At 61.0% G+C, this 17623-nt stretch carries 11 protein-coding genes; 9 read left to right on the forward strand and 2 right to left on the reverse strand.

Annotated elements, in window-relative coordinates; all coding sequences use genetic code 11:
- Positions 1 to 150 precede the first annotated feature (150 nt).
- On the forward strand, positions 151 to 2205 hold the full coding sequence (locus PLU72_19475) for a lytic transglycosylase domain-containing protein (GenBank protein ID HOT30363.1): 2055 nt from the start codon (positions 151 to 153) through the stop codon (positions 2203 to 2205).
- A 16-nt stretch (positions 2206 to 2221) separates the two neighbouring features.
- Here the strand turns inward: PLU72_19475 and PLU72_19480 are convergent, their stop codons facing one another.
- Both PLU72_19480 and PLU72_19485 read right to left on the reverse strand, forming a co-directional pair.
- Positions 2222 to 2368, reverse strand: coding sequence for a hypothetical protein (locus tag PLU72_19480; GenBank protein ID HOT30364.1), 147 nt, complete (start codon positions 2366 to 2368; stop codon positions 2222 to 2224).
- A 7-nt stretch (positions 2369 to 2375) separates the two neighbouring features.
- A complete protein-coding gene (locus PLU72_19485) occupies positions 2376 to 2600 on the reverse strand; it encodes a helix-turn-helix domain-containing protein (protein ID HOT30365.1) in 225 nt (74 codons plus the stop codon).
- A gap of 472 nt (positions 2601 to 3072) precedes the next feature.
- Between PLU72_19485 and PLU72_19490 the strand changes: the two genes are divergently transcribed.
- The 8 genes from PLU72_19490 (at position 3073) to rpoN (ending at position 17586) form a co-directional block, all read left to right on the forward strand.
- Positions 3073 to 3426: an STAS domain-containing protein gene (locus PLU72_19490; GenBank protein ID HOT30366.1), complete on the forward strand. Its 354-nt coding sequence runs from the start codon at positions 3073 to 3075 to the stop codon at positions 3424 to 3426.
- 16 nt (positions 3427 to 3442) lie between these two features.
- Positions 3443 to 6283: a SpoIIE family protein phosphatase gene (locus tag PLU72_19495; GenBank protein ID HOT30367.1), complete on the forward strand. Its 2841-nt coding sequence runs from the start codon at positions 3443 to 3445 to the stop codon at positions 6281 to 6283.
- Positions 6276 to 9146, forward strand: coding sequence for a SpoIIE family protein phosphatase (locus PLU72_19500; protein ID HOT30368.1), 2871 nt, complete (start codon positions 6276 to 6278; stop codon positions 9144 to 9146). The genes PLU72_19495 and PLU72_19500 overlap by 8 nt, the downstream gene beginning before the upstream one ends.
- A 48-nt stretch (positions 9147 to 9194) precedes the next feature.
- Entirely contained in the window at positions 9195 to 9704 is a 510-nt protein-coding gene (locus PLU72_19505; GenBank protein ID HOT30369.1) for a hypothetical protein, read from the forward strand.
- Positions 9705 to 9836: 132 nt separating this feature from the next.
- Entirely contained in the window at positions 9837 to 11441 is a 1605-nt protein-coding gene (locus tag PLU72_19510) for a tetratricopeptide repeat protein (GenBank protein HOT30370.1), read from the forward strand.
- Between the two features lie 40 nt (positions 11442 to 11481).
- Positions 11482 to 13314, forward strand: a complete 1833-nt coding sequence (gene glmS / locus PLU72_19515) for a glutamine--fructose-6-phosphate transaminase (isomerizing) (protein ID HOT30371.1) — start codon at positions 11482 to 11484, stop codon at positions 13312 to 13314.
- A gap of 203 nt (positions 13315 to 13517) precedes the next feature.
- The gene (locus PLU72_19520) at positions 13518 to 15992 is read left to right on the forward strand and encodes a Smr/MutS family protein (protein ID HOT30372.1); all 2475 of its coding nucleotides are present in this window, start codon (positions 13518 to 13520) and stop codon (positions 15990 to 15992) included.
- A gap of 127 nt (positions 15993 to 16119) precedes the next feature.
- Positions 16120 to 17586, forward strand: a complete 1467-nt coding sequence (gene rpoN, locus PLU72_19525; GenBank protein HOT30373.1) for an RNA polymerase factor sigma-54 — start codon at positions 16120 to 16122, stop codon at positions 17584 to 17586.
- The last annotated feature ends 37 nt before the right edge of the window (positions 17587 to 17623 follow it).

Below are 17623 nucleotides of genomic sequence, written 5' to 3' on the forward strand. Positions count from 1 at the left end.
ATCAGTCAAATGTCCGACGGAAAACCGCTTGGGTACTCAAAGTGAGAATTGCTGCTTCTTCCCCGGGTTGCATCGAAACCCGGATTGCGGTACAACGTTCGGGCCGGCGGCTTCTCCGCTGCCGATCGATCGATTTCGGGGAGGAACGCCATGACTGATTGGTTGTATATGAATGCGTATTTTCGCTGCAGGTCCGCCGTCTGTGCCGCCCTGATCGTCGCGGCCGGCTTGGCGGCTTCGCCGGCGTTCGCCTCGTTCGAAACGCAGCTCTCGGCGGTCCATGCGGCCGTGAAAAAAGGGCAGCATGTGCAGACTGCGGCATTGCTGCAGAGGCTCGGCGTATCGAACGTGCTGGAGGATCTGCGGCTTTCCCTGCTGGCCGACGCCCTTCGCCAGTCCGGCAAGGAAGCCGAGGCGCTCGCAATCTACGAACGCATTATGAAGCTCGACCGGGAATGGCTTGCCGTCCGCCAGGCGGGCTTTCAATACGTTCTGCTGGCTGCCAGGCTTCGAGGTTCCGCTGAACTTGCACGCCTGAGGAACATCGCCCGAGATCTCGACACGCCCTACCAGCGGGGGAAAGCGCTCGAAACGCTGATCGATCTGTATCCGGCCGCTTCGCGCGAGCGAAGCCTCGCGGCTCTCGAGGCGCTCCGGGCCTATCGGTCGGAAAGCGCCTTTCACCAGGAGATGCCCGAGAGCGTGGGATTGCTGAAGACCATCGTCGGATCGACCGCCGGCTGGACGTTCACGCCGGAAGAGTGGACCGAGATCATCCGTGCCGCCTCCCGCGAAAAGCTCGGAGCGATCGTCGAACGCGCCCTTCCCCTCATACGGCCGGCTCTCGGCCACCACGGCGGCGTGCTCCAGTTGATTCTGCAGGCCGAAGCTTTGGCGCTCGTCGGGCAGAAGGACCGGGCGATGACGCTCATCACGCAGGTCGTCGCGACGCCCGGACTCGAACGGAGCCTGTTGTGTCTTGGACACCAGGTGCGCGGGGACATCCTGCATGCGGCTTCGCGTCACCAGGAGGCCATGGCCGATTATCAAATAGCCCTGGAATGGAAAGAGCCGCCGGTCGACATGTTTGCCGCCCGATACCGGTTGATGCGGGCGGCGTTCAACTGCGGACAGGACGAGACGGGCCTGGCGGCGGCTGAGATTCTCTGCAGAAACGGGGTCAATCTGTCTCTGCTTCCCGTCCACCTGTTCGAGATGGGCCTCGCGCGCTTCGATCAGGGCCGCAACACCCAGGCGGTGCCTTGGTTCATGCTGGTCGCGAGATATTTCCCCGGTCATCACCGGGCCGACGATGCCCTCGGTTACGCGGCGATCTGCGCCGGGACGACTTCCGCCGAGGGGAAGCACCTCATCGAACTGCTCGAAACGATGTATCCGCACTCCTTCTACGTCTACTGGCTCGATCCGGCCGGGCGCGACGCCCCGCTGAAGATGGACCGGGCCGTTCCGACGGTCGCGAAAAAATGGAAAAACCGCAGTGTGGCCTGGAAAGCCCTGCTGAAAAGCCCTTTCGACGGGAGAGCCCGGGAGGAGATCCGCAAACTGCTCGCCGCCCACCCGGATGACCTGGGCCTGTTCAAAATCGCCGCCGAGACGGCCGAATCCGCGGAACAGCACAACCTGACCGTCGCGGTCGGCGAGATTTTGATGCGCTCGACGCTCGAACGAGGCCGCTCCGCCTCGACGCTACCGGACTGGGCCTGGAAAATTTATTACCCGAGACCCTGGTGGGGGCGCATCCAGAGCGAGTCGAAAAAATACGGGATCGATCCGTACTGGGCCATCTCCATCATGCGCGAAGAGAGCCATTTCAACCCGACGACCCTGTCGCGAAGCAAAGCCCACGGCCTGATGCAGATCCTCCCGACGACGGGAGCATGGATCGCCGGAAAGCTCGGGATAAAAGGAAAGTTCTCGGCCGAATCCCTGTGGAATCCGGACCGAAACATCGCTTTCGGCATCTGGTATCTGGGATATCTGCGCGATCTGTTCCAGGGCGATCTGTTCCTCGCTGCGGCTGCCTATAACGGCGGCCAGGGAAACATCGCCCGCAAGGTCGAGCAGGGTCCCCACGCGCATCTGCCGGTCCTGACGAGGCTGGATCGGGTGCCGCTCCCCGAGACGCGCGACTATTACAAGAAGGTCATGGGGAGTTGGTGGAACTATACCAGGATCTATCGATAACCCGCGAGACGCCTTGTCAGCGACGTCTGCGCCTCGGGCCGGCCTCGGCCCGGACGCCTTCGTTCCAGTTCTCGAACAGCCCGAAACAGGTTCTGCTGAAGAGCATACCCACCGTGAGCGAGAAGGTCAGCAGACCGAAAATCTCTGCGGATGAACCGGACATGGGACGATCAGAGCAGGTGTGACGAATCGCTCTTGACGAGGGCGTTCACGCTTCCCTGACCGGTGTGTTCCATATCCGTCAGCCAGGTGAGCACGCTCGCGACTCGGAACCTGACGGAACGGCCGATCTTGACGGTGGGCAACCCGAGTTTCCTCAGGGTGTAAATCGTGTTGCGCTTGACCTGAAGGAATTTCATCAACTCGGGAATCGTCATCAGGTATTCGTTGTTCATTCGGCGGCCTCCCGAAACTGGTTTTCGTGCGTTACAAGGGTATCTATCGTCATCGCCGCGGCCGGTATGAAGCCCCAAAAAAGAAATCTCCCGAAATGCCTGCCGATCGACGTTTGGGAGGGGCGTGCGAAAAAAAGTGAAAAACCGCTTCGGACGCCTGTACATCTTGCCGATCATCTGTATGAAGTTCACGTGAGGTTCATCTTCAGCTTGAGGATAGCCTGACGAGGACGGACAACCATATCCCTAACTCCCTTTCAATGTGTCGCGCCGCCGACACATTTTTTATTTCCGGCCGTTTCTGCATGACCGGGAACACCAGGGAAAGAAGGGTTCCTGTATTTCATCTGCTTCATCAGCGCCATCTGCGAGTTGTTTCTTCGTGAGTCACGTTTCTTGAATCCCCATGATTGCCCGAGTGGATGGAAACGGGTAAAATACTCGTCGAATACATCGATCGGAGGGGACGGGCATGGTTCAGAAGTTTTCTTTCACACCCCGGCGTGAGGGCGAGGTACTCGTGCTTGCCCTGAAGGGATATCTCGAAGGCACCGGCGGCGCCGCGATGAAGAACCATGTGGAAACGGCCCTCCAGCAGGGGATTGTCCGTTACGTCATCGATTTCAGCGGAATCGAGTTGATCAGCAGCCCTGGCGTCGCCAGCCTGCTGGATGTCGCAAGCCGGGTCATCGACGACAACGACGGTCACATCTCGGTGTATGGCCTGGATAAACATCATTCCGCGGTGCTCGAGATGTCGGGATTCTTCTACCTCGCCAGCGAAAAACCCGATGCCGCTTCCGCCCTCGCCGCAGCGGCCGAATGACTCCCGCTGAGCCGGCATGAGCGTCGCATGCCCGGGCGGTCGCGACACCCGACGGCTCTGGCTCATCGCCGCCCTGTGCGGCTTTTTACCACCGCTTCTGCTGGCCTCGCTCGGGCTGTACGTCCTTCGCATCGAGCGGGAGCGCCGGCTGGAAGTCGCCGCGGACCGCCTCGATACGATCTTGGCGGGGGTTGCCGCACGCCTCGATCCCGTAACCCATACGGGAAAACGCCTTAAACGGCTCTCCGCGTCCTGTATTCGCCCCTTCGGAAAATCGAACGAGCGGAATATAATATCATATTCAATAAAATATGGCATCGAGCCGTATCTCTTCGACGCCGGCGGCGCCGTCCGATCCCCCGAGGGCCTTCGGCTTCGGGCGAAGTTCGTCCTGCGGAACCTCTGGACGTTGCTGGTATCCCCTACGGCGAGATATGAGACCGTAGAGGAGCAAAAACTTCGGAAAACATTCTGCGCGGTATTCGGAACGGATTTCCTGGTTTCCGACCTGCGCTTGCACGAAGGCGTCGTGCGTTCCTTCCGGGTTCAGCGAAAGGAGGGATACATCCTCTGGAAAAGAGGTCGTCCCGATGCGCCGGGCGACAAGTCCGGCTGTCTCTTGGTGATATGGAACGGTCCCGATCAGGCGGCTCTGCTCAAGGAACTCGTCGCTGATGCCAGAAAGAATGCCGCCGGGGGAGACAACAGGCTGCAGTTGTTCGTTCGGCTGACAAAGCCCGGGTGGATGCGTATCTCCGGCCAGCGCATCCGCCGGTTGCCGGCGGAAATCCGCCCGATGCTTGCCGAAAAAGGCGTCCCGCCGATGTTCATCGACGGGCGCCTCTGGATGCGGATGGAAACCGGAAACGTCGAAATGCTCGCTTCGATTCCCGTGTCGATGGGCGATCTCGGAACCGCCCGCCGGGGAGTGCTTTCCCTTGGCTGTTTGGCCGGATTCCTGGCTCTTCTCCTCGTGCGAAGCGTGATGAACCGTGCTGCATTGCGGATGAAACTCGCCTTCGTTTTCGTTTTGGCCTCCGCCCTCCCGATTGCCGGATTGGGATTTCTGGGCTTTCGTATGCTTCAAGACCGCAGAGACACTCTGGTGAAGGAGTTCGAAAACGCCGGCCGGGAACTCCTGTTGACGATCGATCGTGAGTTCGATGGAGAATCCGCGAAGTATCTCGCGGAATTCAGGGCGATCCGCGATGATGCCGCGTGGAAACTCCGGCCCGATTCTGCGCTGGCATCCGTTGCGGAACGCATCGCGGCACGGCAGATCGGAAGCATTGAATTGCGAGATATATATGGAAAGAAACGAATAAGCGAGCGCGTCCCCGGCTTCCTCGAGGGAGTGGAGAGCGTTTTTAACGCCTTCGCCCTGGCGTGCATGGAGGGAGCGTTGCCGCCGGGCAGGCTGCACCTCGAAAACCGGCCCCTGGATCCCATGGCGAAAATGATTTTCGATACGCCCGAGGTGGGCTTCCCGTTCATCATCTCCCATCCCGACACGGTCTACTTTTTCCGTTTCGCGAACAGAAGCCTGATGTGGTATTGGGACGTGTATCGAGATCCCGCCTGGCCCTTTGCCTATGTCTCCATCGCCCAGCCGGCCGAGGAGGCTGCCCGCCGCTTCCTCGAAAAACGCTTGAGGCAGCGGGAGGCCCGTAATGGGACGGCGTGGCGCCTCATGGCATTCGAGACGTCGCGCGAATTTTGGCTTCCCTCCGGCATCAAACCCGCGGAGGCGATTCATCTGGTCGCCGTCCGCGTCAACCTGACGCGGCAGTCCTGGACCGGCAACGTGATGATCGGAAGAGCTGGACACGGCGTAATCGCCGTTCCCGGGGAGCGTCTGCCCGGATTCACGCTCGTTGCCCTGTATCCCGAAAGCGCCATCGACCGGGAAATAGCCGCCGGCCGTGAGCTTCTCTACCTCGCCATGGGATTCATTCTCCTGATTGCCTTCCTGACGGGCGGCGTTCTCTCCGATACCTTCCTCGTTCCGGTCGGCGAACTGTCCAGGGGGCTTGCGGCACTCAGGAACCGCACCTTCGACGTGGCGCTTTCCTCCTCGAGCAAGGACGAACTCGGCGACCTGACGAGCCTCTTCAACACCATGGCGGAAAAACTCAGGCAGATGAGCATGGCCCGAAGCGTGCAGGAGGCGCTGATACCGGAAATCCTGCCCCACGCCCCCGGCTGGGATTTCGACATCTTCAATCTTACCGCTTCCGATCTCGGAGGGGATTACTGCGACCTCATCCCTCTGCGGAACGGGACGCTGCTTTTCCTCCTCGGGGATATCACCGGCCACGGCGCCGGCTCGGCCCTGCTCATGGTCATGGTGAAAGCGGCCGTGACGAAGTTCGCGGAGACGGGAACCGATCCCGAGGAGTTGATGAACGCTCTCAATCGGCTGATTTTCCGGCTGGTGAAACGACGGAAAATGATGACCTGCGTGATCGGCACCCTCGACCCTGAGTCGGGGCATACCCTGGTCGTGAACGCCGGTCATCCGTATCCGTTCAAGCGCGTGAGTGCGGGCGACGTCGAAGAGATTCATTCCGTCGGCTTTCCGCTTGGTCTCAACGAAAAAAAGCTTCGGTTGCAGCCGACGGAGTTGACGCTCGAACCGGGGGACACCCTTGTGGTGTATACCGATGGGCTCGTCGAAGGAATGGATGAAGCCGGAACGATGTTCGGGTACGAACGGATTCACACGATCGCCCGAATGGTCCGGGAGGGATCGGCGAAGGCGATTCGCGAAGCGATCGTGTCTGGATTCACGAGCCACCACCGGGATCCAAAGCTGGAGGACGATCTGACCATGATCGTGCTGAGACGTCATGCTTGATAGGATGAAACTCCTGTTGCGATTGACGTCGTTTTATATATTATTTGGTATCATACCCGTCCTTGGCGGCGCGCTTCTGTTGCATCACGCGATCGATACGTCCGAAGCCGCGGAAAGGGAGCGGGCGGTTTCGATCCTGCGCGATGCGCTGATCGGGCTTCGAAGCAGGGTCGATCCGAAAAATTTCTATTCGCGATGGTTCGAATCCCTGAAGAGCGACGACACGGCCCGAGGAAACCTTGAACTGACGAGGGATCGCATCGGCCGATGGGGTGGCCGCGTCGATCTCTTCCGGTTCGACGCGGCCGGCGGGCTGGCGACGATGTCCTGGCATCGCCCCGAGGCTCCCTTCGCCATGCGGGTCATCTGGCGAGAGCTGTGTCCGCCTTCCGATGGTGCGCCGGGGCGCACCAGAGCCGAGGACTCAGCGGTCGATCTTCTCTTGGGATCGGATTTCACCACCGGCCTCCTCCGGACGATCGGAGGGCGGGGGATGATCGTCAAATCAGGCCAGTCCGACAGCCTGATCTTCTGGAAGCGGTTCGAGGACGGCGGAGGGCTGATATGCACCGTATGGCAGGTTCCGTCGAGCGAAGAGCTCCTTCGAAGATTGAAACGGCTGCATAGCCGCCAGGAAACGACCCTTTTGGCGGCCGGGCCGGGAGAACCGTGGCGCCGATCCGGCGTCGGCTGTTCCGATAACGCCGTGATCCGCGCCGCGGAACGGTTCCGCCTCTACAAAGAGCCCTGGCTTGAATCTGACGGCTTCGTCTGGGCATTCGACAAGCTCGGCGAGACTGAACTGCTGGCATGCCGGCGGACTCCCGCCGTGTCCGCCGCACGCCTGCGTCTTGCCGTGAATGTGGTTTCCCTTCTTCTGGCGGCCGGGGCGTTGATTTTCTGGTATCGCTGGCTTGTCAGGGGCGACGATGTCTGGGTTTCCGTCCGCGTCAAACTTCTTCTCCTTTTCCTCTTCTCTACGTTCCTGCCGCTGGCAGGCCTGGCAGGGCTCGCCGTCGAAGCCGTTGCCGAGCGGGAAAAGGTCCTGACGGAGCGAGCGCTTCATCAGGGAAAGTCCCTTCTGGAATCGATCGACGCCGGCTACGAGGCTGACCGGAAGCGACTCCGCGAAGTGTTCAGACGCATCCGGGATGACCGCGGCCTTCGAAGTCCCGATCCGGCGGTTCGGCAGGCGCGAATCACCGTTCTCAAGAAGAGACACGGGATGGCCAAGATCGAATTACGCGACAGGCGCGGCGAACTCGTCGTTTCCACCGACAGCTCCGAGGTGCTCGCGCGTGTCGAAACGATATTCAGAGTCATGGCTCAGATCGGCCTGGAGCGTCATGCGCCTGAACTGATCCCTCCCGAGGTGCCCGGAGCCGTGCGCCAGGTCGACCTGGTCACCCGGATGGCTTTTGAAAACCCGGCCCTTGGATTCTCCACGGCGATGGACCAGCCCGGAACCGTTCTCAATCTCGATTTCGCCATACGCAGCAGCCTGTGGTTCTGGGACGTGATCCGCGATCCCTCCCATCCGGCCGCGTTCGTCAACATCGTGAAAAACCGGCGCTCGGCGGTCGATTATTACCTGAAACAACGCTTTGCCGCCCGCGCGAGATCGACCGACGGGTTCCGGGTTTTCGCCTACGATATCGACGGCGGCATGCTTACGGGCCGTGAACATGCCAGACTGCCTTCGGAGCTTCGCCTGCTTCTCGAAAGGTCGAGAATCTTCGGAACGGCGGCGACGGATGCTTTTTTCCATCGCGGGGTGGAGCATCTCGCCGTCTGCATTCCCTCCGTCTTTCTCGGGCGTCTTCAGCTGCTCGCGACCATCCCGAAGGCAGCCGTCCTTGCCCCCCTTAGCGATTTCAAAATCGCCGTTTGGCTGATGTTTCTCATCATCGCAACGTCGGCCGCGGTTTCCGGGAAAATCCTTGCCGATCTCTTCCTGAAGCCGATCGCGGAACTCGCCGCCGGAATGACCGCCCTCCAGAGGGGGAACACCTCCGTGCGCGTGCGCGTCGAATCGGGCGACGAACTCGGCGAACTCGGCAACGCCTTCAACCGGATGCTCGAGGACATGCAGGAAGTTAGGATGGCGAAAATGGTCCAGGACGCCCTGATTCCGCCGGGCAGGCTCACGATTCCGGGATTCGACGCGGTCGTCATTCTGCGACGCGTTTCCGAACTGAGCGGCGACTACGTCGATGCGATGAAACTCGCGGATGGCCGCTGGCTGTTCGTGACGGGAGACGTGAGCGGCCACGGCACTTGCGCGGCCCTTACGATGGCGATGGCCAAGTCGATAACCGTGCAATGCGCCGAGGAGAGGGGCGATCCAGTGCACCTTCTCGGCCAGCTCGACCGTATTCTGCTCCGCCTTCTCGATCGACGGCAGATGATGTATTGCGTTGCCTGCACTCTCGATACGGATACGGGGTTCATCGAAATGGCCGGCGGGGGCGCCCCATCCCCGTTCATCAGGCGAAGGAACGGGGCCCTCGAGCAGGTCAGCATGGAGCATCTGCCGCTTGCGTCGAGCTATCGCCCGGAACCTTTTCCCCGGCGCTCCTTCGTGCTGGAACCAGGCGATATCCTGATGCTGTGGACCGACGGACTGATGAGGAATCGCGATGCCGCAGGTCTCCCGTTCGGTGATGAGCGGCTCGAACGGGCGATTCGGTCGGCGCCGATGACCGATGCGGCGGCGTTTTCCCAAAACATCATGGCTTCCTACGACGGATTCGTCGGAACGGCATCGCCGGACGACGATCTCTCCGTCCTCGTCCTTCGGCGCGATACGCCCATCGTGCCGGTACCTTCAGGCGGGGTTGCAAGAGGCGAGGGGAACGAATAGAATTATTGGAGATGTGACCGCCTTGCTGAAGAGGAAGGGAGAAAAGTGATGCCCGTCGACAAAAAGCCGGCGGTGGTTGTTACCGCCGTGGGGCAGAACGTATGCCCCTCCTGCCGTGCCCAGAACGAGATCGCCAGCCTGATGTGCAAACGCTGCGGCGAAATTCTTTCATCCAAGGGAAAGGGAAACAAGGGGCGGGCTCCCGAATTCGACGCCACGGAAGGCTCGTTTCATCCCGGTTGCTGGGTTGCCGTCGGCGTCATGATGCTGGCGGCGGTGGCGTTCTTCTTCATGGCGGTGCGATCCGGCCCGAAGCCGGGGACATGCGAATACAACCAGGGTCACATCGGCATGGCGGTCTATAAATACAACCGCGCTCATCCTGAATCGAAAATGACGCGGCTCGACATCGACGCACTGCTGAAACCGGGAAAATCCGGAAAACCCCTGCTCAAGGAGCGGCCGACATGCCCCGTCGATTCGTCGGCGCGTTATGAACTCGATACGGACGGCGCTTCCGTTGTCTGCTCGCGCTGTTCGAAAAAGAAAGGGCGATAAGGCGGGCCGCGTTTTGCTCCTCTGACGGCATTGACGCCGTACGGCAGGCTTGTTATGCTGATGACTCCCGGGGACCACGCCTGGTCTCTCTCCAGGCCGTTTTCCCGTGAAAACCGCTGTGCGGGAGTGTCTATGCGAAACGTGACGTCCAGGGCCCTTTGCTTCTGCCTCGTCTTGATGGCTTTCATGATCTGCCCCTCCTGGGCCGAGGATCTGTCGACGACCCTCTTCAATCAGGGAATGCAGTTGTACGCACGCCAGGATTATCGGGGAGCCGCCGATTACCTCGGCCAGGTGTGCGACATGTCCCCTGACTTCCATCAGGCCCGGTATTACCTCGTCTATTGTCTGCTCGCGACGAAGCAGCAGGCGGAAGCTCTCGAACAGGCGAAGGTTCTCTGCGAGAAGAACCCGGGAAACCAGCAGTTCCTGACGCTTCGCGACCAGATCGCGAAAACGGCTCCGGTTCGCGATCCGGCGAAGCCGATCGTTCCGACGGCGATTCCCCAGGAAGTAATTCTCGGCGGATACAACAGCGTCGAGACGACCCGCGAGCCTCGCGTCCAGCAGGCGACGCCTTCGGTCCGACCGCCTGCGAGGCCTCAAACGGATCTCGAAAGCGCCATCTCGGCGATCGATACCGAGCAGTTCGCTTCAGCCGCCCAGATGCTCGACGTCATCCTCAAGAAAGATCCGAAAAACTCTCGCGCTCTCCATTACCGGGGGGTTGCCGAACTGAACCGGCATCGGTATGCCGAGGCGCAGAGCTGGTTCGAAAAAGCGCTTGCCGTGAAAGCCGACAACTTCGAAACGCTGTTCCTGCTCGGCGACGTCCAGCTCCGGGCGGGGAAGGGCAAAGAGGCCGAGACGACGTTTTCGAAGGCTTTGAAACTGCGTCCCAACGATGTTTTCGCCATGCTGAAACTGGCAGAGACGAAGCGCAAGCAGGGAGCCCTGAAAGAGGCCGTCGAACTGTATGGCCAGGTGAAACAACTCGACCCCAACGTCGTCGAGGCTCGGCTTGCACTCGCCGAAACCCTTATCGATCAGGGAAAGCTCGACGAGGCCGCCGCGACGGTGAACGAGGTTCTGTCGTCCGATCAGACGAATCTGCAGGCGCATTTTCTGAAGGGAAGGATCCTCTATCGGAACAACCTCCTCGACGATGCGGCGACCGAAATGAAACTGGCTCTCACCGCCCAGCCTGATAATATATATATCAAGGTATGGCTGGCCAAGGTTCTTCTCAGCGGATTCAAGATGACCGAGGCGCTCGACGTGGCCTCCCAGATTTTGAAGGACGATCCCGACAACTTCGACGCGCGGCTTCTGACGGCCGAAGCCCTCATCGGAAGCGGCGAGATCACCGATGCCGGCGAGCATCTCGACCAGGCCGCGAAGAAACGCTCTTCTCCCGAACTCGCCCGTCTGCGGGCGATGCTGGCACGAAAAGCGGGAAACAACGAAGAGGCGAAAAAATATTATTCGCAATATATCCATGAGGACGCCGGGAACGGCTACGCGTCCATGGAATACGCGCAGTTTCTCGAAGAGATCGGCGAGATCGCCGATGCCGTAAGCGTTCTCGAATCCGTCAAAGCGGCCTTTCCCGACACCAGCCTGATGCAGGCTGCCGACGCGCGGATCGAGGCGCTCCGGCCGCGCCTTCCCGAAGGGGGAAGCGCCGCTTCCGGCGGGGAGCCAGCAGCGCAGGAGCCCGGACGGGTCAGATACTGAGCGTCGCGCAGGACAACCGTCACGAAAGGACGATCACAGCATGTGTGGAATCATCGGATACATCGGCACAAAGCCTGCCAACGAGGTCATCTTCGAGGGGCTTACCCGCCTCGAGTATCGCGGGTATGACTCTGCCGGCATCGCCGTGCGCGAAGGGAATGAACTCCTCGTCAGGAAAGACATCGGGAAGCTGCGGCAGCTGCGGAAAATCCTCGTCGACGAGTTCGGATCGTCGAGTTCCCAGGGAATCGGCCACACGCGCTGGGCGACGCACGGGCGGCCGTCGGCGTTCAACGCCCACCCGCACGGCGACTGTCAGGCGACGCTCCAGGTCGCGCATAACGGCATCATCGAAAACTATCTCAAGCTCAAGCACAAACTGCTCGAGGCCGGCCACACGTTCGCGTCTGAAACGGATTCCGAGGTTCTCGCTCATCTGATCGAGTCCCACTACGGCGGCAACCTCGAAAAAGCCGTCTTCGACGCGCTTGCGGAAGTCGAAGGCGCATACGCGATCGTCGTACTGCATCGCGATCATCCCGACCGCCTCGTCTGCGCACGAAAAGAAAGTCCCCTGATCGTCGGTCTCGGCGACGGCGAGAACTTCGTCGCCTCGGATGTCACTGCGATCATGCAGTATACCCGCCGCGTCGTTTACATCGAAAACTTCGAGGGTGCCACCGTGCGTCGCGATGGCATCGAATTCTTCAGGCTCGACGGCACCCCGGTCGAGAAAAGCGTGACGCAGATCGAGTGGAACCCGGTGGCGGCCGAGAAGGGCGGTTTCCCGCACTTCATGCTGAAGGAAATCTACGAACAGCCGCAGGTCATCAGAAATACGATCGGCGGCCGCACCTCCGAGGAAGACGGCAAGATCTACCTGACCGAGCTGGGCCTGTCGGGCCCCGATATCTTCAAGACCCAGCGCATCGTCATGGTTGCCTGCGGAACAGCTTACTACGCGGGCTGCGTCGGCAAATACCTGATCGAGCAACTCGTGAGGGTGCCGGTCGAGTGCGATCTCGCCAGCGAGTTCCGCTACCGGTCGCCGCTCGTCGATGCAAACACGCTCGTCGTCGCGATCAGCCAGTCCGGGGAGACGGCGGACACGCTCGCGGCCGTCCGCGAGGCCCGCGCGCGCGGCGCCAAGGTTCTCGGCATCGTCAACGCCAAGGAGAGCACCCTGACCCGCGAGGTGGACGGCCTCGTCTACATCCATGCGGGTCCCGAAATCGGCGTGGCCTCGACCAAAGCCTATATCGCCATGCTCACCGCCATCACCCTCCTTGCCCTGCTGCTCGGAAAAATCCGCGGCATTCTCGGTTCTGACTTCGTGAAACAGACCATCCGCGAGCTCAAGGTCCTTCCTCAGCAGATCGAGCGCATCCTCGCGAACGTCGAGCCCATTCGGGAACTGGCCGAGCGTTTCCGCGACGCCAGGAACTTCCTCTTCCTCGGCCGCGGCATCAACTACCCGACGGCCCTCGAAGGGGCCCTCAAGCTCAAGGAAATCAGCTACATCCATGCCGAGGCCTACGCGGCGGGCGAGATGAAACATGGCCCCATCGCCCTCATCGACCGGGAACTCCCCGTCATGGCTGTCGCGACCGAGTCGGCGGTGCTCGACAAGCTCCTGAGCAATCTCAAGGAGGTCCAGGCCCGCTCTGGTATATTGATAGCTATAGTTACCGAGGGAAACCAGGAGATCCGACATCAGGTCGAGCACGTCATCGAGGTGCCGAGAGTGTCAGAAATTCTTTCCCCGATTCTGAACGTCGTTCCGATGCAGTTGTTTGCCTACTTCGTCGCCGATCAGCGTGGCCTCGACGTTGACCAGCCCAGAAACCTCGCCAAGTCTGTCACCGTCGAATGACCCCCTGAGGAGGCGAACCGCAAGGCCGCAGGGATGCACATTCCTCGGCGTCGCCGGGGCGGAGCGTGGGGCTCTAAAAATACTATTGATATATATCGAAATATTGATATTTCGCTTCTTGCGACTTTGCGGCGACCGTTCTCCGTGCCTGGGAGTCTCTGTGGCGAACCGTGTTTTTCTTCTCAGCTCTGATACGGGATGATATGGAATCAAAATCGCTCGATAATCTGGAGTTCTCGAAAGTTCTGAAGCTGATCGCCGCTTATGCCGGTTCGCGCGCAGGGCAGGATGCGGTCATGGGGCTGCGGCCGACATCCGATGTGCCGGCGATCCAGACGGCCCTCCAGGAAATGGACGAGCTGTATTCCTTTGTCGCCGGCGGCGGGCACATGCCGGTCGGAGGTCTCCGCGACCTGCGCGAGTTGATGATCCGCCTGCGGACGGGCTCGGAAAGCCTCTCCGGCGATGACCTTCTGTGCGTCCGGGCCGACATCGAGGTTGCCCGGGCGGTTCAAAAAGCCTTCGAGTCCGCCGGTTGGTTCGGGGAGCGTCTGCCGGACAGCCGTCTCGTCGAGCGCGTAAACCGCATGCCCACTCTTGGAACGGCCCACCGCGAGATCGTCCAGGCGATCTCTGACAAGGGCGAGGTCCGCGACGACGCGTCTCCGCGCCTGGCCTCGCTTCGCCGCGAACTCGCCCAGGCCCGGTCCGAGATCGAGCGCCGTCTGACGGAGCTCGTGAACGCCGGCGGAGACATTTTCCAGGACCGGTTTTTCACCATCCGGGGCGACCGCTACGTCGTGCCCGTCCGATCGTCCAGCCAAAGCCTCGTCCAGGGCCTCGTCCACGACACCTCGGGGTCGGGCCAGACCGTCTTCATGGAGCCGCTCGAGTTCCTTCCCCTCAACAACCGTCTCGCGCGCCTCCGGTCCGAAGAGCGCGAGGAGGTTCTCCGCATCCTCCGTGACCTCACGGATCTCCTGCGGAACGCGAGCGCCGAACTCGGGGAGATGTTCGAGACGCTCGTCTTCTTCGACGCCCTGCTCGCGCGGGTGAAATTCGCCCGGGACTACGATGCGCACCGGCCCGACATCGCTCCAGACAGGCATGTCCGCCTCGAACGGGCCAGGCATCCGCTGCTGCACCCCGGCTGCGTTCCTCTCGACCTGGAAATGGACCCGAAAAAGGCCTGCGTCGTCGTGACGGGGCCGAACGGGGGAGGCAAAACGGTCGCCCTCAAGATCGTCGGCGTGAACGCGCTGCTTATGCAAAGCGGTTGCTATATCATGGCGTCGGGCGGCTCGCGACTGCCGGTGTTCGACGCCATTCTCGCCGACATCGGCGAGGCGCAGAGCATCGAGGAGCATCTATCCACCTTCACGTCGCATCTCAAACGGCTCAAGGAGATCCTCGACGTATGCGGCCCGAAATCGCTCGTGCTCATCGACGAGATCGGCGGCGGCACCGACCCCTCGGAAGGCGCCGCGCTCGCCGGCGGCATCCTGAAGGAAATCACCCGGCGCGGCGCGTTTTCCCTCGTCACGTCGCACTACGACGCCCTCAAGGAGGTCGCGTTCGTCACGCCGGGCTTCGTGAACGCAGGCATGGAATTCGATGAATCCTCGTTCAGGCCCACGTTTCGGTTCCTCATGGGGGTGCCGGGAAGGAGCAATGCACTGGCCGTCGCGCGGCAGTTCGGCCTTCCCGAGGCGGCGCTCGCCGACCTCGCCCTGCGGATGGGCACGGGGAGCGGCGAGGAAAAGGCGCTGTTCGAGGCGCTCGAACGCGAACGCCATCGTGCCGAAACGCTTCGCCGGGCATGGGAGGAAAAGGTCGCGTCAGCCGACCGGAAACAGGTCGAACTCGACGCGGCGCTGGAGCAACTCAAGGAATTTCGGCGGACGAAACGCGACGCGCTGACCGACGAGTTCGAAACCCGACTGAAGGAACGTCTGCGCGACATCGAGAGCGTCATCCATGAGCTTCGCGAGGCCGCTTCCCGCGGAGTTGCGGTTGAGACCGACGTCCAACGTGCCCGCGGGACGCTGGCGGAAGCCAGAACGGCCCTTTCCGAACTCGACGAACGCCGGGAACTCAGCGAGCTTAGCGAGCGGCCCACGTCTTCATCCGATGAGCCTTTGAAGACCGGCGAGATGGTCATCTGGACCGGCATGCCGAAGCCGGGTGTTCTTGAAACGATCGACCCCGGCCGCGGAAAAGCCGTCGTTTCGTATGATGGAAAGAGAATGTCCGTTGCGAGCGCCGATCTGCGAAGGGCGAGCATCAAGAACAGACCTGAAAAACCCGTTTCAACCGTCATCGGTGCGGCCACCCCCCTGATCAGGGACGAAATCGACCTCCGGGGCATGCGCGTGGAGGAGGCGCTCGAGAAAGCCAAGTCCTACCTCGAGATGGCCGAAGCGCAGAAAATCGGCCGCGTCTTTCTCATTCACGGCAAGGGCACCGGGGCGCTGCAGAAATCCATTCATGAATTTCTCAAGAAGAGTCGCTGGCGCGGCAAATTCCGATTCGGCCGCTACGGGGAAGGCGATCTCGGCGTGACCGTCGTCGTGTTCGACCCCGCCGCCGATTCCCAGAAACCCGGCGAAGAGGAACGCAGCAGCCGGGGAGTGAAACTCGCTCCGGGCCGCCGCCGCAAAGGCGACCGTGATGCGTGATGCGGGCCTGTCGGCGGCCTCCTTTTGACACCGGCCGCCGGCATGGGTATCATGGATAGGGTCGGGGAACCGATATACCGCGTGACACAAGAGAAAAGAGCGTTCAGGGACAGTCATGGACAATTCGATGAAACTGGGGCTGAGTCAGAAACTCACCCAGACACTCAAAATGACGCCGGAGATGCAACTGGCGATCAAGATTCTTCAGCTGAACAGCATCGAGCTGAAGAACCAGATGGACGAGGTTCTCGAGACCAATCCCGTCGTCGAACTCGATGAAACCGAGGCGCCCTCGACCGAGGTGCCGCTCGACAAGCTGCCTCAGACGGCCGCCGATCTCTCGGCCCCGCCGCCATCGACCGATTTCGCCGAGCCGGGTCGACAGGACTACGCGATCGACTGGCAGAAATACATCCAGGACAGCGAAAGCTCCGAAATTCGCGTTTCCGCCGGCGGCTACGCGGGCGACGAGGAGACGACCTTCGAGAACTTCACCTCGAAGAAAAGCTCGCTGCGAGATCATCTCGAAACCCAGCTCCGCGAGGCTCCCCTCAACCCCACCGAATTGAAAATCGGGGAATATATGATCGGCCTGATCGATCGGAACGGCTATCTGCGCCACACGCGCGACCAGATCGCCGACCTCCTGAAGATCGATCCAGCCGTCGTCGAGCGCGTCGTGCGGGTCATCCAGACCATGGATCCGCCCGGGGTCGGCGCCTTCGACCTTCGCGACTGCCTGCTGATCCAGGCGCGCGACGAAGGATTCCATGATGATGCCGTGACGGCGATCATCGATCGCCACCTCGAAGACCTTGCAGGCAATAAGCTTCCCGCAATCGCCAAGGCGACCGGTTACGAACTCGAAGAGATCCAGGCCGCCGTCGAGGCCATCAAATCCTTCAACCCGAAGCCGGGAGCGGCCTTTCCGTCGGGCGGCGACGAAATCTACGTTACACCAGACGTCTTCATCCAGAAGAACGAGGTGGGGGAATACGTGGCGACGCTGAACGAGCGCGACATGCCCCGCCTCAGGATCAACAACCTCTATCGCGATGCGATCAAGAACAAGGACCTGACAGACAAGGCGACGTACGAGTTCATTCGCACGAAACTCGACGCGGCGCGCTCGTTCCTGCGCTACGTCGATAAGCGGAAAGAGACGATTCTCAATGTGACGCGCGCCATCATCGAGGTCCAGCGCGACTTTCTCGACTTCGGCATCCTGCATCTGAAGCCTCTCACCCTGCAGGACGTCGCCGGCATGGCCGGGGTGCATGAATCGACGGTCAGCCGCGCCACGAGCGGAAAATACGCTCAGACGCCGCGCGGGCTGTTCGAACTCAAGTTCTTTTTCTCGGGCGCGGCCCGCACCCAGAGCGGGGAAGACGTTTCGACGCTCGCCGTCAAGCAGCGCATCGACGACCTCGTCAAGCAGGAAAACCCCGCCAAGCCTCTTTCCGACAGCGATATCGTCGCCCGCCTGAAAACCGACGGGATCTACATCGCCCGCCGGACGGTCGCAAAATACCGGATGGAGTTGAATATTCCCAGTTCGTCGGCTCGCAAACGAGCACAGCAATTCTCACTTTGAGTACCCAAGCGGTTTTCCGTCGGACATTTGACTGATT

The organism is Candidatus Ozemobacteraceae bacterium, from assembly GCA_035373905.1.
GTDB lineage: Bacteria > Muiribacteriota > Ozemobacteria > Ozemobacterales > Ozemobacteraceae > MWAR01.